At 62.3% G+C, this 19,559-nt stretch carries 17 protein-coding genes; 7 read left to right on the top strand and 10 right to left on the bottom strand.

Annotation, left to right across the window (positions count from 1 at the left end; translation table 11 throughout):
- The first annotated feature begins 523 nt into the window (after window positions 1–523).
- From uvrA to NKJ80_RS20700, 4 genes are all read left to right on the top strand, one after another.
- The gene (gene uvrA, locus NKJ80_RS20715; RefSeq protein WP_352498230.1) at window positions 524–3,445 is read left to right on the top strand and encodes an excinuclease ABC subunit UvrA; all 2,922 of its coding nucleotides are present in this window, start codon (window positions 524–526) and stop codon (window positions 3,443–3,445) included.
- Window positions 3,446–3,479: 34 nt separating this feature from the next.
- On the top strand, window positions 3,480–3,944 hold the full coding sequence (locus NKJ80_RS20710) for a GNAT family N-acetyltransferase (RefSeq protein WP_352498229.1): 465 nt from the start codon (window positions 3,480–3,482) through the stop codon (window positions 3,942–3,944).
- 28 nt (window positions 3,945–3,972) lie between these two features.
- A complete protein-coding gene (locus NKJ80_RS20705; protein ID WP_023693383.1) occupies window positions 3,973–4,776 on the top strand; it encodes a DUF72 domain-containing protein in 804 nt (267 codons plus the stop codon).
- A 310-nt stretch (window positions 4,777–5,086) separates the two neighbouring features.
- Entirely contained in the window at window positions 5,087–6,232 is a 1,146-nt protein-coding gene (locus NKJ80_RS20700; RefSeq protein WP_023670937.1) for a GGDEF domain-containing protein, read from the top strand.
- Window positions 6,233–6,324: 92 nt separating this feature from the next.
- On the opposite strand, the gene NKJ80_RS20695 is transcribed toward NKJ80_RS20700, so the two are convergent.
- The 6 genes from NKJ80_RS20695 to urtA all read right to left on the bottom strand — a co-directional run bounded on the left by NKJ80_RS20695 (window position 6,325) and on the right by urtA (window position 12,817).
- On the bottom strand, window positions 6,325–6,501 hold the full coding sequence (locus NKJ80_RS20695) for a hypothetical protein (RefSeq protein ID WP_023670936.1): 177 nt from the start codon (window positions 6,499–6,501) through the stop codon (window positions 6,325–6,327).
- 531 nt (window positions 6,502–7,032) lie between these two features.
- Complete coding sequence (gene urtE / locus NKJ80_RS20690; protein WP_023688639.1) at window positions 7,033–7,728, bottom strand: urea ABC transporter ATP-binding subunit UrtE; 696 nt, start codon at window positions 7,726–7,728, stop codon at window positions 7,033–7,035.
- 69 nt (window positions 7,729–7,797) lie between these two features.
- A complete protein-coding gene (urtD, locus tag NKJ80_RS20685; RefSeq protein WP_352498228.1) occupies window positions 7,798–8,544 on the bottom strand; it encodes an urea ABC transporter ATP-binding protein UrtD in 747 nt (248 codons plus the stop codon).
- Window positions 8,545–8,548: 4 nt separating this feature from the next.
- Window positions 8,549–9,781 (bottom strand): urea ABC transporter permease subunit UrtC, encoded by a 1,233-nt coding sequence (gene urtC / locus NKJ80_RS20680; RefSeq protein ID WP_352498227.1) that lies wholly within the window; start codon window positions 9,779–9,781, stop codon window positions 8,549–8,551.
- Window positions 9,778–11,394: an urea ABC transporter permease subunit UrtB gene (gene urtB / locus NKJ80_RS20675; RefSeq protein ID WP_352498226.1), complete on the bottom strand. Its 1,617-nt coding sequence runs from the start codon at window positions 11,392–11,394 to the stop codon at window positions 9,778–9,780. The genes urtC and urtB overlap by 4 nt, the downstream gene beginning before the upstream one ends.
- Window positions 11,395–11,506: 112 nt before the next feature.
- Window positions 11,507–12,817: an urea ABC transporter substrate-binding protein gene (gene urtA, locus NKJ80_RS20670; protein ID WP_352498225.1), complete on the bottom strand. Its 1,311-nt coding sequence runs from the start codon at window positions 12,815–12,817 to the stop codon at window positions 11,507–11,509.
- A 313-nt stretch (window positions 12,818–13,130) separates the two neighbouring features.
- Between urtA and NKJ80_RS20665 the strand changes: the two genes are divergently transcribed.
- Together NKJ80_RS20665 and NKJ80_RS20660 are read left to right on the top strand one after the other, a co-directional pair.
- On the top strand, window positions 13,131–13,526 hold the full coding sequence (locus NKJ80_RS20665) for a hypothetical protein (RefSeq protein ID WP_352498224.1): 396 nt from the start codon (window positions 13,131–13,133) through the stop codon (window positions 13,524–13,526).
- Window positions 13,527–13,643: 117 nt separating this feature from the next.
- The gene (locus NKJ80_RS20660; protein WP_352498223.1) at window positions 13,644–15,557 is read left to right on the top strand and encodes a PhoX family protein; all 1,914 of its coding nucleotides are present in this window, start codon (window positions 13,644–13,646) and stop codon (window positions 15,555–15,557) included.
- 62 nt (window positions 15,558–15,619) lie between these two features.
- Here NKJ80_RS20660 and NKJ80_RS20655 read toward each other — a convergent pair whose 3' ends face one another.
- From NKJ80_RS20655 to NKJ80_RS20645, 3 genes are all read right to left on the bottom strand, one after another.
- Complete coding sequence (locus NKJ80_RS20655; RefSeq protein ID WP_352498222.1) at window positions 15,620–17,191, bottom strand: GMC family oxidoreductase; 1,572 nt, start codon at window positions 17,189–17,191, stop codon at window positions 15,620–15,622.
- A gap of 51 nt (window positions 17,192–17,242) precedes the next feature.
- Complete coding sequence (locus NKJ80_RS20650) at window positions 17,243–17,767, bottom strand: twin-arginine translocation pathway signal (RefSeq protein WP_023670927.1); 525 nt, start codon at window positions 17,765–17,767, stop codon at window positions 17,243–17,245.
- A gap of 81 nt (window positions 17,768–17,848) precedes the next feature.
- Window positions 17,849–18,244 carry a VOC family protein gene (locus tag NKJ80_RS20645; protein WP_352498221.1) on the bottom strand — a complete coding sequence of 132 codons (396 nt, stop codon included), beginning with the start codon at window positions 18,242–18,244 and terminating at the stop codon, window positions 17,849–17,851.
- A 220-nt stretch (window positions 18,245–18,464) separates the two neighbouring features.
- On the opposite strand from NKJ80_RS20645, the gene NKJ80_RS20640 reads away from it, so the two are divergent.
- Window positions 18,465–18,767, top strand: a complete 303-nt coding sequence (locus NKJ80_RS20640; RefSeq protein ID WP_352498220.1) for a ribbon-helix-helix domain-containing protein — start codon at window positions 18,465–18,467, stop codon at window positions 18,765–18,767.
- Between the two features lie 5 nt (window positions 18,768–18,772).
- Here NKJ80_RS20640 and NKJ80_RS20635 read toward each other — a convergent pair whose 3' ends face one another.
- Complete coding sequence (locus NKJ80_RS20635; protein WP_352498219.1) at window positions 18,773–19,483, bottom strand: purine-nucleoside phosphorylase; 711 nt, start codon at window positions 19,481–19,483, stop codon at window positions 18,773–18,775.
- Window positions 19,484–19,559: the final 76 nt, after the last annotated feature.

Genomic DNA, 19,559 nt, shown 5'->3' with positions numbered 1-19,559 from the left:
TTTGGACACATACACTTCAATGCCTCGAAACTACCTGGCACTTATGCCCGCCGCGGCTCCACTAGCAGGTGGAGCCTCAAGGGACTATCCGGTGGCGTCATGCTCCGCTCCTATGTCCGTTGCGACAGGTGTCAATCCGAAGCACAAATCGCAAAAACCTGCGGCGTCTCGCAGGCCGCTATGGGCGGCGAGGCCATCAAAGACGGCCGGCTCCGTTGACTCCGGCAGAGTGCGCCCCTGATTCGACGGCGTCAACCTTGAATAGCCGGTTACGGAAAATGTGATCGTCGGGAGCTTACGTTAGGGTCAGTTTCTGAAACACCCTTGTCAGTTTCTGCACAGCTTTGTCAGGAGCGTGTTCGGTCTTTGTTCTTTCCGCTTGCCCGTTCGCGCGAAAGACGGTTAAACGGCTTTGGTCGAGAAGTGTGGCGTCTCTCGACGTGGCGGCAAAAATACCTACATAGGGAATGGCCGGGAAAACCCGCCGATCCCACTGACACCAGACCTGAGGCGGCGACCGGCGATGGCCGACCATAAATACCTTTCCATTCGCGGGGCACGCGAACACAACCTAAAGAATGTCGATCTCGACCTGCCGCGTGACAGCCTGATCGTCATGACCGGCCTGTCGGGCTCCGGCAAATCGTCGCTTGCTTTCGACACCATCTATGCCGAGGGCCAGCGCCGTTACGTCGAGAGCCTGTCGGCTTATGCGCGCCAGTTCCTCGAAATGATGCAGAAGCCGGATGTCGACCAGATCGACGGCCTGTCGCCGGCCATCTCGATCGAGCAGAAGACCACGTCGAAGAACCCGCGTTCGACGGTCGGCACCGTCACCGAGATCTACGACTACATGCGCTTGCTGTTCGCGCGCGTCGGCATCCCCTATTCGCCGGCGACCGGCCTGCCGATCGAGAGCCAGACGGTTTCACAGATGGTCGACCGGGTGCTGGCGGTCGAGGAAGGCACGCGCCTTTTCCTGCTGGCGCCGATCGTGCGCGGCCGCAAGGGTGAGTATCGCAAGGAACTGCTGGAGCTGCAGAAGAAGGGCTTTCAGCGCGTCAAGGTCGACGGCGTCTTCTATGAGATCGCCGATGTGCCGGCGTTGGACAAGAAGTACAAGCACGACATCGATGTTGTCGTCGACCGCATCGTCGTGCGCGGCGACCTGGCGACACGGCTTGCCGATTCCATCGAAACGGCGCTCAAGCTGGCGGAAGGGCTGGCGGTGGCCGAGTTCGCCGACCGGCCGCTCGACGCCAGCCAGACCGGCGAGGACTCGGTCAACAAATCGAAGAACGAGACGCATGAGCGCATCCTGTTCTCGGAAAAATTCGCCTGCCCGGTTTCCGGCTTCACCATTCCGGAGATCGAGCCCAGGCTGTTCTCGTTCAACAACCCGTTCGGCGCCTGCCCGACCTGCGACGGCCTCGGCAACCAGCGCGCCATCGACGCCAGCCTGATCGTGCCGGACGAAAACGTCTCGCTGCGCGACGGCGCCGTCAGCCCGTGGGCGAAATCGACCTCGCCCTATTATGCGCAGACGCTGGAAGCGCTGGGCAAGGCATACGGCTTCAAGCTCGGCGACAAGTTCAAAGACCTGACCGAAGAGGCCAAGGAAGCCGTCCTGCGCGGCACCGGCGAGCGCGAGGTCACCTTCCAATATGATGACGGCCTGCGCTCCTACAAGACCACCAAGACGTTCGAGGGCGTCATTCCCAATCTCGAACGGCGGTGGAAGGAAACCGAATCCGCCTGGATGCGCGAGGAGATCGAGCGCTTCATGTCGGCGACGCCCTGCCCGGTCTGCAAGGGATACCGGCTGAAGCCGGAAGCGCTGGCGGTGAAGATCGCCGGCAAGCATATCGGCGAAGTCACAGAGCTGTCGATCCGCAAGGCCGACCAGTGGTTCACCGAACTGCCGCCACATCTCAACGACCAGCAGAACGAGATCGCGGTGCGCGTTCTCAAGGAAATCCGTGACCGCCTGCGCTTCCTCAACGATGTCGGCCTCGACTATCTGACGCTGTCGCGCAATTCCGGCACGCTGTCGGGCGGCGAGAGCCAGCGCATAAGGCTGGCGTCGCAAATCGGCTCCGGCCTCACCGGCGTGCTCTATGTGCTGGACGAGCCGTCGATCGGCCTGCACCAGCGCGACAATGCCCGCCTGCTCGACACGCTCAAGCATCTGCGCGACATCGGCAACACGGTGATCGTCGTCGAGCATGACGAGGACGCCATCCTGCATGCCGATTATGTCGTAGACATGGGTCCGGCCGCCGGCATTCATGGCGGCGAGATCATCGCCCAGGGCACGCCTCAGCAGGTGATGGCCAATCCCAACTCGATCACCGGTAAATATCTGTCGGGCGCGCTCGAAGTCGCCACGCCCGGTGTCAGGCGCGAGGCCAAGAAAAACCGCCGGCTGAAGATCGTCGGCGCGCGCGGCAACAATCTCAAGAACGTCACTGCCGAAATCCCGCTCGGCACTTTTACCGCCGTCACCGGCGTGTCTGGCGGCGGCAAATCGACCTTCCTGATCGAGACGCTGTTCAAGGCGGCGTCGCGCCGCATCATGGGCTCGCGCGAGCATCCGGCCGATCACGACCGCATCGAGGGCCTCGAATTCCTCGACAAGGTCATCGACATCGACCAGTCGCCGATCGGCCGCACACCGCGTTCGAACCCGGCCACCTACACCGGCGCCTTCACACCGATCCGCGACTGGTTTGCCGGGTTGCCCGAGGCCAAGGCCCGCGGCTATCAGCCGGGCCGCTTCTCCTTCAACGTGAAGGGCGGCCGCTGCGAGGCCTGCCAGGGCGACGGCGTCATCAAGATCGAGATGCACTTCCTGCCCGACGTCTACGTCACGTGCGACGTCTGCCACGGCAAGCGCTACAACCGCGAGACGCTGGATGTCGTGTTCAAGGGCAAGTCGATCGCGGACGTCCTGGACATGACGGTCGAGGAAGGCGTCGATTTCTTTGCCGCCGTGCCCGGGGTGCGCGACAAGCTGGAGACGCTGAAGCAGGTCGGCCTCGGCTACATCCATATCGGCCAGCAGGCGACGACGCTGTCGGGCGGCGAGGCGCAGCGCATCAAGCTCGCCAAGGAATTGTCGCGCAAGGCGACCGGCAAGACGCTCTACATCCTCGACGAGCCGACCACCGGCCTGCACTTCCACGACGTCGCCAAGTTGCTGGAAGTGCTTCACGAACTGGTCGACCAGGGCAACACGGTGGTGGTCATCGAGCACAATCTCGAAGTCATCAAGACCGCCGACTGGGTGCTCGACCTCGGCCCCGAGGGCGGCGATGGCGGTGGCGAACTGGTGGCACAGGGCACACCGGAAGCCATCGTGCGCGAAAAGCGCAGCTACACCGGCCAGTTCCTGAAGGAGCTTTTGGATCGGCGGCCCGGAGGCAAGCGCGAAGCGGCGGAGTAACTGACAGACCGGTCGGGCGCCTGGAGAGCTTTGAATGACAGTCCGACAGGCGCTTGCCGGTGATCTCGACGCAGTCGTCTCGCTGACGCAGACCGCCTATGAGCACTACACGCCCCTGTTAGGCGCGCCGCCGCTCCCAGTCACCGAGGACTATGCGCCACGCATCGAGCGTGGCGAGGTCTGGCTCTTGGAGAGCGGCGCGGAACTCGCCGGGCTGATCGTTATTGAGCGCCATCCCGATCATGCGATGATCTTCAGCGTCGCGGTCTCCCCCGCTTTCCAGGGCAGGAAACTCGGCACCGCGCTGCTCGACTTCGCCCAGGAACAGGCGCGGCTATGGGGTGTGCCGGAGGTGCGGCTCTACACCAATTCGCGCATGGAGCGGAACATCGAGATCTATACGGCCTATGGCTTCGACGAAACGGGCCGCCGAGCCAATCCCCACCGTCCCGGATGGACCGTGGTCGACATGATCAAACCGGTTGGAAAAATAGCCTGACCGCATTTTTAGAACTGGGAGGAAGACGATGATCAGCCAAGGAACAATCCGCGCCGGGATGGGCGGCTGGACTTTCGAACCCTGGGATACGTCCTTCTACCCGGACAAGCTTTCCAAGGCCAAACAGCTGAGTTACGCCACCCGCCAGGTACCGAGCATCGAGGTCAACGGCACCTACTATTCCAGCTTCAAGGAGCCGACCTTCGTCAAATGGGCGGGCGAGGCGCCGGACGGTTTCGTCTATTCGCTGAAGGGCAATCGCTTCGTCACCAACCGCCGCGTGCTTGGCGAAGCCGGCGAGTCCATGACGCGCTTCCTCGGCTCCGGCATTGCCGCGCTGGGCGACAAGCTGGGCCCGATCCTGTGGCAGTTCGCGCCGACGAAAAAGTTCGACGCCGACGATTTCGAGGCCTTCCTGAAGCTGCTGCCGGAAAAGCAGGATGGCGTGGCGCTGCGCCATGCGCTGGAAGTGCGCAACGACAGTTTCAGCGTGCCGGAATTTGTGGGCCTGGCGCGCAAATACAAGGCGGCAATCGTCTATGCCGACCATGCCAAATATCCTGGTATCGCCGACATCACCGGCGATTTTATCTATGCGCGGCTGCAGACCGGCAGCGACGACAATCCGGATTGCTATACGCCGAATGGCCTGGACGAATGGGCAGCGCGGGTGAAGACCTGGGCGCAAGGCAAGCAGCCGGCCGATCTGCGGCGCGCCGATCCGACTTTCGACGCGCCGGTGAAACCGCGCGATGTGTTCGTCTATTTCATCACCGAGGGCAAGGTGCGCGCGCCGTTCGGCGCCATGGCGCTGATGAAGCGGGTGAGCTGATCGGTTAAAGCGCGTCGCGCTGAAACGGATTCATACGACGCGATTTAAGTCTTTGATGCATGCCGTTGTCCCAGAACCGCGGCACACTTCTGGGCGACATGCATTAGGAGCAATTCCAGGAAAAGTGCGGACCGGTTTTCCCGGAAAACCGGGTAGCGCTTTCCCTTGAAAAGGGTTTCAACCCAGAATTGCTACGATCAACCGAAGCGTGATAGCTTATGCGCATCGTAACCTTATCGATACCTCCATCCTGCATAAATCCGGTGCGGGTCCTTTCTAGAGGCCGGCCGCCGCGCGCAAGGACGAGGGCATGTCGCTCGACTACAGTTCCCTTCTGTTGGCTGTTGGGTTTTCCGCCGCTTGCCTCGGCCTGACGCTGTTCGGCATCTGGCTTACCGCGCGCTCGGAAAAATTCCTGCTGACCTGGGCGGTCAGCGTGCTTCTGATCGTCGCCGACGTCTTCGCCTACCAGGCCTATATCGACGCGCCCGGACGCCTGCTCGGCCTCGCCAGCTTCACGTTCCTGCTGCTCGGCTTCGCGACCATGCTGGGCGCGGCCCATCAGTTCACGACCGGCCGCTCGCCATTGCCGCGCATCGCTGTCGGCGCCGGCGTCTCGCTGGCAGTCGCCTTGCCGCCGATGGCGCTTGGCTATGACGGGCTGGGCTTCATGCTGGAGAATGCCTTCGCCGCGCTGCTTTTGTTTGCGACGGCCTATGAATACTGGAAGGGTCGTACGGAATTCCCGGCCCCGATCCTCGGCATTGCAGGGCTCTACACCGCCACCGCAATTTCCTTCGTGCTGTGCTCCGGTGCACTTGTCTGGGATGGCAGGCTGGTGCTTGGCCATGCGCCGAGCAACTGGGCCGAGGATTTCAGCCTCATCGTCGTCATCGCCTGCATGACCGGCATCGGCGCGCTCTCGCTGGCGCTTAACCAGGGACGCCTGGCGCAGCATCATCGCCGCGAAGCGCTGACCGATCCGCTGACCGGACTGCTCAACCGGCGCGCTTTGTTCGACCTGCACGGCAAAACACCGGTCCGGTCCTTCACCGCCGTGATCGTGTTCGACCTCGACGGCTTCAAGGCCATAAATGACGAGTTCGGCCATGCCACCGGCGACGAGGTGCTGAAACTGTTCGCCAAGGATTTGACCGCCAATCTCCAGCCGGGCGATGTCGCCGCGCGCATGGGCGGAGAGGAATTTGCATTGGTGCTCGATCGCACCTTGCCTGAAAAGGTGGAATTCATAGCCGAGCGGATCCGGGCCAGTTTTGCCATGCGCCGGATCGATACCGAGACCCGCCTGCTGTCCTGCACCGTCAGCGCCGGCTACGCCTTCGGCAGCGAGGGCGGCACCAAATTCGACAAGGTGCTCAGCGCCGCCGACAAGGCGCTTTACGGCGCCAAGCGCGGCGGCCGCAACCGTGTGCTCGCCTTCCGGCGCGCCGGGTAGGCTGGGCTGATATTCAGCCGGCCTGAACCTCACCACACGTAAAACAACACCCCAAAGCGCGTCGCATGAGGCCGTTCAGGCGCGACGCGCTTTTAGGCCGCTATGACGATCTCGTTGTAAGTGTCGAGGTCGACGTAGAAAACCTTGGTGATTTCGCCGATCAGCTCATCCTGCTGGTAGCCTTGCGAGCGCAGAATGTTGATGGCGGTGATGATGTCGACACGCTCTGTCAGCCGTCGTTTCTGGTGGTCCTCGACGAACCGTTCCATAGCCCTATTCTCCTGGCAAGATTATCTGAACGCATTGACCGACAATCAGAACTGCGAGGGAAGCTAGGGTGGCTTGCTTGCGTGGAACTTGCAGGCTGAGCCAGCATATTCCCTCGATCTGCTACAGAACCAGACTGATACGGAAGCGGCCAACTCACCGAGGCCTAGGAAAGACTAGCATGCAGTATTCGGCGTGCCAGAGTGTGGCGGCCTCGGACGAAAGTCCGACGCAACGGGTGCGGACCTTCGCGACTTCATCATCCTTGGGCGTAGCGACGCGAAGCGGAGCGAAGACCCAGGGATCCATGCCGGGACGAAGAAGCGTCATTAACGGTGCAGAATGTGGAATGCCAATGTGCCGCAGAAGCGATCTTGTTCTGCATCGCGGCACTCTTTGGCTGATGTCGCGGCATGGATTCTAGGGTCTGCGCGCGTCGCTCCGCTCCTTGGCTCCGCCCTAGAATGACGAAGTGATTGTGGGCATTTCAGCCAATCTTCGACGTGTACGATCCGTGCAGCCGTCGACCTGCGTTAAACCGTCAGAAACTTCCTGACGTCCGCCCGGTCGAGATCTTCGGCCGGGCCGGTGTGGACGATCTGGCCGCGGTCCATGATGTTGACCTCGTCGGCGAGCTCGCGGCAGAAATCCAGATATTGCTCGACCAGCAGAACGGCGATACCGGCCTGGTCGCGCAGATAGCGGATGGCGCGGCCGATGTCCTTGATGATCGAGGGCTGGATGCCTTCGGTCGGCTCGTCGAGCACCAGCAGTTTCGGCCGCATGACGAGCGCCCGGCCGATGGCGAGCTGCTGCTGCTGGCCGCCTGAGAGATCGCCGCCGCGGCGCCCCAGCATCTGCTTCAGCACCGGAAACAGTTCGAAGACATGCGCCGGCACGTTGCGGTCGGCGCGCTTCAAGGGCGCAAAGCCGGACTCCAGATTTTCGCGCACCGTCAGCAGCGGAAAGATCTCCCTGCCCTGCGGTACGAATGCGATGCCCGACCGGGCGCGATCATACGCCGCGCTCCGGTCGAGCGCCTTCCCCTCGAAGGCAACGCTTCCGCTCGTCAGCCGGTGGTGGCCGACGATCGATCTCATCAAACTGGTCTTGCCGACGCCGTTGCGGCCGAGCACGCAGGTGATCTTGCCGGCACCCGCCGTCAGCGACACACCGCGCAGCGCCTGAGCAGCGCCGTAATGGAGCGTGGCGTTGGAAACTTCGAGCATGTCAGCGCCTTCTCCAGAAGCGGAGGAACGAAAAGTCGAAGCGATGGAATTGCACCCGCCAGACCATGCTCATCTCCCGAGATAAACTTCGACGACCCGCTCGTCGGCCGAGACGAAATCGAGCGAGCCTTCCGACAGCACCGAGCCCTCATGCAGGCAGGTGACCTTGACGCCGAGTTCGCGCACGAAATGCATGTCGTGCTCGACGACGATGACCGAATGCTCGCGCGCTATGTCCTTGAGCAGCCCCGCGGTTTCCTCGGTCTCGGCATCGGTCATCCCTGCGACCGGCTCGTCAACCAAAAGCAGCTTCGGGTCCTGCGCCAGCAGCATGCCGATCTCCAGCCACTGTTTCTGGCCATGGCTGAGATTGGCTGCCAGATCGTGGCGCTTGTCGCCCAGCCGGATGATGCCGAGGATGTCGTCGATCTGTCTGGCTTCGGCGGCCGAGCGGCGATGGAACAGCGCCGGAAAGATCGAGCGCGGGCCTTTCAGCGCCAGCATCAGATTGTCTTCGACGCTGTGGCTTTCGAAGACGGTCGGCTTCTGGAATTTGCGGCCGATGCCCATCATGGCGATCTCCGCCTCGTCGTGCCGGGTCAGGTCGACCTGGCCGTCGAAGAACACTTCGCCCTCGTCGGGCCGGGTCTTGCCGGTGACGATGTCCATCATCGTCGTCTTGCCGGCGCCGTTGGGACCGATGATGGCGCGCATCTCGCCCTTGTCGAGCACCAGCGACAGATTGTTGATGGCGCGAAAGCCGTCGAAGGAGACCGAGACGCCGTCGAGATAGAGGATGGTGTTGGACTTCGACATCGTTCTATTCCGCCGGCTGCGGTTCAGGCCCGGACGCGGACCAGGCACCGGGCGTTGTTGCCGCGCTGCGCACGATCTTCGGTGGCGGCGGGACATCAGGGTCTGTGCCCGCTTCCTCTGCAATCGCTGCAGCCCGCATCGCCCGAGCGTTACCGCGCCAGGAATCCCACATGCCGACGATGCCCTTGGGCAGGAACAGGGTTACGGCAACGAACAGGCCGCCGAGCGCAAACAGCCAGAATTCCGGCAGCAGGCCGGTGAACCAGGATTTGCCGGCATTGACGAGCAGCGCACCGACGATCGGGCCGACAATGGTGCCGCGCCCACCGACGGCTGCCCAGATCACGACTTCGATGGAATTGGACGGCTCGAATTCGCCGGGATTGATGATGCCTACCTGGGGCACATAGAGCGCGCCGGCGATGCCGGCCATGACAGCCGAGACGGTAAAGGCAAACAGCTTCACGTTCTCCGCCCGCCAGCCGAGGAAGCGGGTGCGGCTCTCGGCGTCGCGCACCGCCATCAGCAGCTTGCCGTATTTGGAGCCGACGATCGCCCAGGTGATGAAGACGGCGAGCGCGAGTATGATGGCGCTGGCGGCAAACAGGGCGGAGCGGGTGGCGTCGGCCTGCACGTTGAAGCCCAGAATATCCTTGAAATCGGTCAAGCCGTTGTTGCCGCCGAAACCCATGTCGTTGCGGAAGAAGGCGAGCAGCAGCGCGTAGGTCATCGCCTGGGTGATGATGGAGAGATAGACGCCGGTGACGCGGCTGCGGAAGGCGAACCAGCCGAAGACGAAGGCGAGCAGGCCGGGCACCGCCAGCACCATGATGGCGGCGAACCAGAAGTGGTCGAAACCGGTCCAGAACCAGGGCAATTCCTTGTAGTTCAGGAACACCATGAAATCGGGCAGGATCGGATTGCCGTAAACGCCGCGCGAGCCGATCTGGCGCATGAGGTACATGCCCATCGCATAGCCGCCGAGGGCGAAGAAGGCGCCATGGCCGAGCGAGAGGATGCCGCAATAGCCCCAGACGAGATCGAGCGCCAAGGCAAGCAATGCATAGCAGAGGTACTTGCCCGTCAACGCGACGATGTAGGACGGAATATAGAACGCGCTTTGCGGCGACACTGCGAGGTTGAGCAGCGGCACGATAATGGCGGCCGTCAGCAGGATGAAAATAGTGATGGCGATGCGACGGTCGGCACCCGCGGCGAAGAAGCGTCCCGTGATCATGTTTCCACCGCCCTGCCCTTGAGCGCGAACAGGCCGCGCGGGCGCTTCTGGATGAACAGGATGATCAGCACCAGCACGACGATCTTGCCGAGCACCGCGCCAGCATAGGGTTCGAGAACCTTGTTGACGATGCCGAGCGACAAGGCGCCGACCAGCGTGCCCCAGAGATTGCCGACGCCGCCGAAGACCACGACCATGAAGCTGTCGATGATGTAGCCGCGGCCGAGATTGGGCGAGACATTGTCGATCTGGCTGAGCGCGACGCCGGCAATGCCGGCAATGCCGGAGCCGAGCGCAAAGGTCAGCGCATCGACCCAAGGCGTCCTGATGCCCATCGAGGCGGCCATGCGGCGGTTGGCGGTGACGGCGCGCATCTGAAGGCCCCAGGGCGTGCGCTTCATAACAAAGAGCAGCACGCCGAAGACGGTGAGCGCGAAGACCAGGATCCAGAGGCGGTTCCAGGTGACGGCGAGTTGGCCGACATCGAACGATCCCGACATCCAGGAGGGGTTGCCGACCTCCTGGTTGGTCGGTCCGAAGATCGAGCGCACCGCCTGCTGCAGGACAAGCGAGACGCCCCAGGTTGCGAGCAGCGTTTCCAGCGGCCGGCCGTAGAGGAAACGGATGACGCCGCGCTCGATGATCAGGCCGACGGAAGCGGCAACCAGGAAGGCGAGCGGCAGCGCGATCACCAGCGACCAGTCGAACAGGCCGGGGAATGAGGTTCGGATCACCTGCTGGACGACGAAGGTGGTGTAGGCGCCGAGCATCACCATCTCGCCATGCGCCATGTTGATGACGCCCATGACGCCGAAGGTGATGGCGAGGCCGATGGCGGCCAGCAGCAGCACCGAGCCAAGCGAGATGCCGTACCATATGTTCTGGCCGGCATCCCACAGCGCCAGGCTCGAATTGATGCTGGCGATTGCCGCCGTCGCGGCATCCTTGACCGCGCCTTGCGCATTGGCCTCGACCGCGGTGAGCAGCGAGACCGCGTCGCGGTCGCCGCGCGCGCCGATCAGGGCAATGGCGGCAAGCTTGTCGGCCTCCGGCTTGTCGGAGACCAGCACCGATGCCGCGCGCGCCTGTTCGAACAATGCCTTGACCTTGGCGTCGGTCTCGGCGGCGATGGCTGCATCGAGCGGCTCGATATTGGCGGCATCGGGGGTCTTGAACATGGTGTCGGCGGCGGCGATGCGGACAGAAGGATCTTTCGCGCGCAACGTCAGCGTTCCCAGCGCATCTCGGATGACACGACGCAGCGTGTTGTTGACCTTGATCTTCGTGATGTCGGCCTTGGGGGCGTCGCCGGCTTTCTCGCCACTCAGCGGGTCGAGCAGCGTGACGCTGTCGGCGGCCTCACTGCCGACGAAGACGGCTGAATCGGCTTTACGGATGTAAAGGTTGCCTTCGGCGAGCGCTGCAAGCGGGCGCTCGACCAGCGGATCGCCGGTGGCGGCAAGTTCGCGCACGACGGCCTCAGTGGCGGCAAAGCCCGTGCCCGTGGCGAATTTGGCGACGATGGCGCGCAGATCGGCTTCGGCTGCGTTCGACGGCAATAGGCTTGCCACCAGGAACACCAGCATGAGGCCGAGAGTGCGCAACAGGATCATCCGTTCAGATACTCTTCTGTGGGGAAATTCCGCGTCCGGGCGGGCTGAAGCGCCCGGACGCTTGGCGGTACCGATCGTGGACGCGTCCACGATCGGTCGGTCCCGGGAGGGATCAGTTCGTGCCCTTGCCGCCGCATTTGCCGGTGGCAACGTTGAAGTTGCCGCAGGACAGAGGCGCGCGCCAATCCGAAATCAGGTCCTTGGAATCGGGCAGATAGTCGGACCATTCGTCGCCCATCACGAGGCCGGGCGTCTGCGACACGGTCTCGAACTGGCCGTCGGCCTGGATCTCGCCGATCAGCACCGGCTTGGTGATGTGATGGTTCGGCATCATGGTCGAATAGCCGCCGGTGAGGTTCGGCACGGACACGCCGACCATGGCGTCGATGACCTTGTCGGGATCGGTGGTGCCGGCCTTTTCGACCGCCTTCACCCACATGTTGAAGCCGATATAGTGAGCTTCCATCGGGTCGTTGGTGGTGCGCTTGTCATTCTTGATGAACTTGTGCCAGTCGGCGATGAACTTCTTGTTTTCGGGTGTGTCGACGCTCTCGAAATAGTTCCAGGCAGCGAGATGGCCGACCAGCGGCGCGGTATCGAGACCGGCCAGTTCTTCCTCACCGACCGAAAAGGCCATGACCGGGATGTCCTCGGCCTTGATGCCTTGGTTGCCGAGTTCCTTGTAGAACGGAACGTTGGCGTCGCCATTGACGGTCGAGACGACGGCGGTCTTCTTGCCGGCCGAGCCGAATTTCTTGATTTCGGAGACTTCGGTCTGCCAGTCGGAGAAGCCGAACGGCGTGTAGTTGACCATGATGTCTTCGGCGGCGACGCCCTTGGCCTTCAGATAGGCCTCGAGGATTTTGTTGGTGGTTCGGGGATAGACGTAGTCGGTGCCTTCCAGCACCCAGCGCTTCACCGAGCCACCGTCCTCGCTCATGAGATAATCGACGGCAGGAATCGCCTGCTGGTTCGGGGCGGCGCCGGTGTAGAACACGTTGCGCTCGCTTTCCTCGCCCTCATACTGGACGGGGTAGAACAGGATGTTGTCGAGTTCCGAGAACACCGGCAACACCGATTTGCGCGACACCGAGGTCCAGCAGCCGAACACGGCGGCGACCTTGTCCTTCGAGATCAGCTCGCGCGCCTTTTCGGCAAAGAGCGGCCAGTTGGAGGCCGGATCGACAACGACCGCCTCGAGCTTCTTGCCGAGCAGACCGCCCTTGGCATTCTGCTCTTCGATGAGCATCAGCATGGCGTCTTTCAGCGTCGTCTCCGAAATCGCCATGGTCCCCGATAGCGAATGCAGAATGCCGACCTTGATCGTGTCTTCGGCGGCCTTGGCCGGAGACGACATCGACAGGCCGGCGGCGATCACGCCCGCCGAAAACATTTTTGTTATTGTGGAGAAATTACCCCTCATACCGAAGACTCCCAAGCTGTTTGATTGCACCGCGACAATGCAAAGCAACTGCCGTGCCAAACGCGAAGGCGCCGCTCACAAAGATGGAATAGCCGAGCGTTATCAGCCGGTTGGTATATTAGCCTGGAGAAACAAAAAGGCAGCCGGTAAAAATTGATTGAGGCAAATTTGCGCAGCGCACACCACTTTTGCCTAATTTTCGCCCAATTGAGACAAATGCCTAGTTTTTGATCTCCGGCCGTGGGTTCCGGGCGAACAATGTTGCGGCACCGCGCAAAAATAGGGCAAGCTCGCCCTTCAAAAGAGAGACGTCATGACATCTCGCATCTCACGCATTTCCTGCATCCTGCTGCTGATGGCAACGAGCGGCGCCGCGCGCGCCGATTTCAGCGAGGGCAAACTTCCTGACGGCACCTATCATTGCGAGGTCTATTTGCTCGGCGCCTTCCTCAACCTCGGCGACATCACTATCAAGGGCAATGTCTATACCGGCCCGGTGACGTTCGGAACGGCGCTGCAAGGCTACAACTATCAGATGAACGCCAATGGCGAGATCACCTGGCTCGGGCCGCTGGGCGGCTATACCACCGGTGGCAACTCCGTCTCCACGACACAGGCAACACTGGACGGCGAGACCGCCCCGTCATTCGACATCATTCTGAAGCAGCCCGACGGCGCCTTCACCGCCTCGACCTGCACCAAGGGCTGAGCGATGCGTAGTGCCGCGCCCAGTTGCGGCAAAACCTTCCTCTTATGTCATGTGAATGTTGCCTAAGCAGACTAGGGCAACGGTGCGCCGTAACATCCACCCTGAGAGGCAGACACCATGGCCAATACACCGTCTTCATCCTCCCCCGTCATCCGCGAAATCATTGCCGAGCGCGTCTCGCGCCGGTCTCTTTTGAAAGGCAGCCTCGCCTCCGGCGCGCTGATTGCCGGCGGCAGCTTTGTCGGCTCCTTGTTTGCCGGCGAAACGCATGCCGCCACAGCGCAGTCGACGCTCGGCTTTCCCGAGCTGAAACGGGTCTACGGCAAGACCCATGCCGCCGCCGAAGGCTATGAGACGACCATCGTCGCGCGCTGGGGCGACCCGCTTGCAGCCGGCCTCGCCGAATTCGACGGCAACAAGGTCGCGGCGGAGGAACAGGAAAAGCGCTTCGGCTACAATTGCGACTACATCGCCTTCATGCCGCTGCCCAAGGGCACGGTGAATTCCGATCATGGCCTGCTCTGCGTCAACAACGAATACATCTCGCCCAATGTGATGTTTCCGGGGATGACCGAGGGCGATGCCGGCAAGACGATGACCAGGGAACAGGTCGATCTCGGCATGGCCGCGATGGGCCATTCGATCGTCGAGGTGCAATTGAAGGACGGCAAGTGGGCAAGCGTGGCGGACAGCCCGCTCAACCGCCGCATCACCGCCAACACCGAAATGACCGTTTCCGGACCGGTTGCCGGCCATGCGCTGATGAAAACTTCGGCCGACCCGACTGGCACGAAAGTGCTCGGCACCAGCTATAATTGCAGCGGCGGTTTCACCCCCTGGGGTACGGTGCTGACCTGCGAGGAAGGCGTGTCCGACATTTTCGGCGGCGACCCGAAAAAGGCGCCGACTGCCGACCTGCTCGACCGTTACGGCTTCGACGGCTCCGACATCTATGGCCGCGGCCGCTTCCATGACCGCTTCAACCTCGACAAGGAACCGAACGAGGCCAACCGCTTCGACTGGGTGGTCGAGATCGACCCTTACGATCCTCAGTCCAGGCCGGTGAAGCGCACGGCACTTGGCCGCATGTCGCATGAGGCCTCGACCGTGGTCCTCAACAAGGACGGCCGCGTTGTCGTCTATATGGGTGACGACGACTATTTCGAATATATGTACCGCTTCGTCTCGGCCAAGGCCTATGACAAGGCCAACCCGGCCTCCGGCGCCGATCTGCTCGACGATGGCGTGCTGTCGGTCGCCCGCTTCGATGCCGATGGCTCGATGACGTGGCTGCCGTTGGTGCACGGCCAGGGCAAGCTTACCGTCGAGAACGGTTTTGCCGACCAGGCCGAGGTGCTGTTGAAGACGCGGTTTGCGGCAGATGCGCTCGGCGCCACGCCGATGGACCGGCCCGAGGACATCGAGACCAATCCGGTGACCGGCCGCGTCTATGCGGTGATGACCAAGAACAAGAAGCGCGACCAGTCAAAGGTCAATCCGGCCAACACGCGGCCGGAAAATCTCTGGGGCCATATTGTCGAACTGATCCCGCCCGGCGGCCGCGGCGCGGACGCCGACCACACGGCCGAAAACTATGCCTGGGACCTGTTCGTGCTCTGCGGCAATCCCAGGGATGCCAAGGTCGGCGCCACCTTCCATCCGGATACGTCGGACAATGGCTGGTTCGTCTGCCCCGACAACATCACCTTCGATCCGGCCGGGCGGCTGTGGGTGGCGACGGACGGCGCCAATGATTTCGACCTGCCGGACGGCGTCTATGGCGTCGACACCGAAGGTGCGGCGCGCGGCCTGCCGAAGCTGCTGTTCACCTGCCCGCACGGCGCCGAAGCGACCGGCCCGTGCTTCACGCCGGACGGCTCGACTTTGTTCCTGTCGGTGCAGCACCCTGCGGAAGATGCAGAGACGCTCGACAAGGCGCAGACGCTGTGGCCCGACTTCAGGGATGGCCAATTGCCGCGGCCGTCCGTCGTCGCCATCCGCCGCAAGGACGGACAGCCGGTCGGCGCATAGTGTCCTAGGGAAAAGGGCGGAACGCGCCATGCGCGTTCCGCGTAGCGATCCGGGAGGACGGCTCAGATCGTCTTGGCCGACATTTGCGAAGCGATGTATTCGGCCTGGCGGATAGCCAGCGACACGATCGTCAGCGTCGGATTTTCAGCCGCGCCGGTGGTGAACTGGCTGCCGTCCGACACGAACAGGTTTTTGATGTCGTGCGCCTGGCCGTGCTTGTTGACGACGCCGTCTTCCGCCTTTTCGCTCATCCGGTTGGTGCCGAGATTGTGGGTTGAGGGATAGGGCGGCGTCGGGAAGGAGCGCGTCGCGCCGACCGCATCGTAAAGCGCTGTGGCCTGCTTGTAGGCATGATTGCGCATCGCCGTGTCGTTGGGATGATCATCGAAATGCACGTCGGCGATCGGCATGCCGTGCGCGTCCTTCTCGTCCTTGTGCAGCGTGACGCGGTTTTCCGCGCGCGGCATGTCCTCGCCGACGATCCACAGGCCAGCCATGTGATCATAGTGGTCGAGCGCGGTGGTGAAGGAACGGCCCCAGCCGCCGGGATTGAGGAAGGCGGCCATGAAGGGCAAGCCGAGCGACAGCGTCTCGAATTCATAGCCGCCGACAAAGCCGCGTGAGGGATCGTGCCGCGCCTCGTCGCGGATAATGCCGGCCATGGTGGTGCCGCGATACATTCGCACCGGTTGGTCGAAAATGGCGTAGACCGAACCGGTGGTGTGGCGCATGTAGTTCTTGCCGACCTGCCCCGACGAATTGGCAAGCCCTTGCGGAAACTTCGCTGACTCGGAGTTCAGCAGCAGGCGCGGGCTTTCAATCGAGTTGCCGGCGACGGCAACGATGCGGGCCTTCTGCTCCTGCAGCTTGCCGTCCTTGTCGGCATAGACGACGCCGGTCACTTTTCCGCTAGCGTCATGGTTGATCTTGATCGCCATGGCATTCGGCCGGACTTCGAGATGGCCGGAGGCCTCGCCCTTGGGGATCTCGGTATAGAGCGTCGACCATTTGGCGCCCCATTTGCAGCCCTGGAAGCAGAAGCCGGTCTGTTGGCAGGAGTTCCGGTCATCACGCTCGACCGAATTGATTGCCATGTTGCCGGTACGACATTCCTTGTAGCCGAGCTTGTCGGCGCCGGCCTTGAGCACCTTGAAATTGTTGTTGCCGGGCAGCCGCGGCCAGCCATTGGTGCCGGTGACGCCCATCTTGGCTTCCGCCTTGGCGTAGTAAGGCTCCATCTCGGCCAATGTGACCGGCCAGTCCAGCAGGTTGGCGCCTTCCAGCTTGCCGTAGGTCGAGAGCGTCTTGAACTCATGCTCCTGGAAGCGCAGCGAGGCGCCGGCCCAGTGCGTGGTCGAGCCGCCGACCGATTTGACTATCCAGGCCGGCAAATTCGGAAAATCCTTCGACACCCGCCAGTCGCCGGACGTCGTGCGCTTGTCCGTCCAGGCGAGTTGGCTGAAGGAACCCCACTCGTCATTGATGAAATCCTCGTATTCGTGACGCGCGCCGGCCTCGAGGATGACGACATCGACGCCTTTCTGGGCGAGTTCGTTGCCGAGCGTGCCGCCGCCGGCGCCGGAGCCGATGATCACGACCACGCCGTCGTTGTTGAGATCAAATGAAGCTGCCATGGTTTCCTCCCATGAATTCCTGTTTGCGGGGTTTCAGAACGACGGAAGGGCTCAGAGCCACTCTATGTCGTCGAAACCGCGCGCGATGTAGCCGCCCTTGGAGTAGGATTCGCCCTCGTAGCCGAAGATCGGCCACACCTCCTGCTGGTTGTAGAGGCTGACGACGAGGCCGCCGCGGATGGACTGGAAGAACGGCGTCGCCTCGATCTGCTGTAGCACGGCAACGCGCTGCTCCTCCCAGCCGAGGCCGCGATAGCCGCCCTCGCCCGACTTCTTGTCGAGGTCGGCGATGCCGTCTTCGATCATCGTCTTGTAGGCAGCGTCCTTGCCGGCCTGCTCGTCATGCCCTTTTACGGCGATGGCGTAGTATTTGTCGGGCACCTGATCGTGCGGATAGATGTCGCGCGCCATCTGGATCAGCGTTGCCATGGTTTCGGGCTTGAGCGCCGATGTCTCGAGCCCCCAGGCATTTTCAGGGCTGATGACGGCGCTGCCGGAAATGACGAGCAACGCGCCGATGCCGCCGCGTTTGAGAAGTTCACGACGTGAGAGCCTCGCGTCATAGATCGTGACCATTTTGTTCCTCCCTGCTTGCTGTTTGCGCCCTTGAACAGCGCCGTTGCTGGCGTCGCGCGGCTGAATGCGGCCGATAATCCCCTACTGGAAGCGCCCTCCACGCTGCAGAACCTCGATCTTGTAGCCGTCGGGGTCCTCGATGAAGAAAAAGCGCGCGATCAGCGATCCGTCGCGGTTGAATTCGACGATCTTCATGGGGTTGAGGCCGAGCGCGCCGATCCGGTCGTGTTCGCTGTCGAGATCGGACACCGAGACCGCCAGATGGCCGTAACCGTCGCCTAGCTCATAAGGCTCGGTGCGGCCCTTGTTCACGGTGAGTTCGAGCTCGAACCCCGTTTCGGCGTTGGCAAGGTAAATCAGCGTGAATGTCTCGAAATCCAGCCTGTCGGCGACATCGAGCCCGAAAGCGTTTCTGTAGAAATCGACGGATCTGGCCTCTTGGAGAACCCGGATCATGGAATGGATTGCCTTCGCCAAATCAGTCTCCGCCGCTGCATGTTGGAGGCGATTATGGGCGGCACGCGCGAAAGGTGGTGGCAGCCGGTTACCACGGCTAAATTTGCAATCGCTGCTATGCCTGCGCCTAAAGACGAAAGTCCGATTGCCGATTCGGCCCACAAGGCCGAACATGCAGGGACAACCACAACTTGAAGGCGCGACACGCTGCGCCCAAAACCAACAATATCGGGAGGTAAGGATGTGCAGGGTTTTTGCCGGGCAGGATCCGGAAGGCTATCGACAGATCAACCGGTCGATCCGCATCGACGGTCACTCTACGAGTATCCAGCTTGAAGGAACGTTCTGGGCGCTGCTTGACGAAATTGCCGACAGCCAGGGCCTGATGACGCCGAAGTTCATCTCAAAACTCTATGACGAGGCGATCGAGATCAACGGCGCCATCCCCAATTTCGCGTCGATGCTGCGTACCACCTGCGCGCTCTATCTGCGCGGTCACCGGCCAGACATGGATGAGCTGACGCCGAAGCGCAAAGCGGCCTGAGGAAGCTAGCCTTCCGCCGCAACGTCGAACCCAAGCCGCGCCATATCAGTGAACAGCGCCTGACGTTCGGAATAGGCAGTCTGTTCGCCGGTCACGATGTTGTCGACGACGGTCAGCAGCGACAGCGCGCGGGCGCCGAAATGCGCCGCGATTCGGTAGAGTGCGCTGGTTTCCATATCGACAGCGAGAGCGCCAAGCGCCTGCGCTTCGGCAAAGCGGTCGCGCCCTTCAGGGTGGTAGAAGACATCGCTGCAGATGGTCAGCCCGGCCTGGTGGTCGATGCCGAGCTGGGCGGCGCAAGCCAAGGCGTGGGCGAACAGGCCGGGATCGGCCCCGGCGGCAGCATCGTAGAGGCCGAAGACCTGGCCGCTTTGGTCGCTTTCGGCGCGCACCGACTGCGAGATCACCAAGGAGCGCAGCGGCACGCGGGGTGTCAGGCCGCCGCAGGTACCTGTGCGGATCAGCGTTTTGACGCCGTGAACATCCAGGAGTTCATGCACATAGACCAGGAAAGACGGGACACCGATGCCGGTGGCCTGGATGCTGATGGGACGGCCGCGATAGAGGCCGGTGAAGCCGAGTGCGCCCCGGCGGCGGTTGACGCAGCGCGACGCCTCAAGAAATGTCTTTGCCATCCACTCGGCGCGTTGCGGATCGCCCGGCAACAGCACCGTTGCGGCATAGTCGCCCCTGGCAGCCTCGTTGTGCGGCGTCACGACATGCTCCCCAAAACTCGCCGCCCGTTTCGCCTGCAATCATGGCAGTGTCACGTCATTGCGCAAGCTTTGAATT

Source organism: Mesorhizobium sp. M0030, assembly GCF_040323695.1.
Taxonomy (GTDB): Bacteria; Pseudomonadota; Alphaproteobacteria; order Rhizobiales; family Rhizobiaceae; genus Mesorhizobium.
This window is presented reverse-complemented; position numbering and strand designations above follow the sequence as displayed.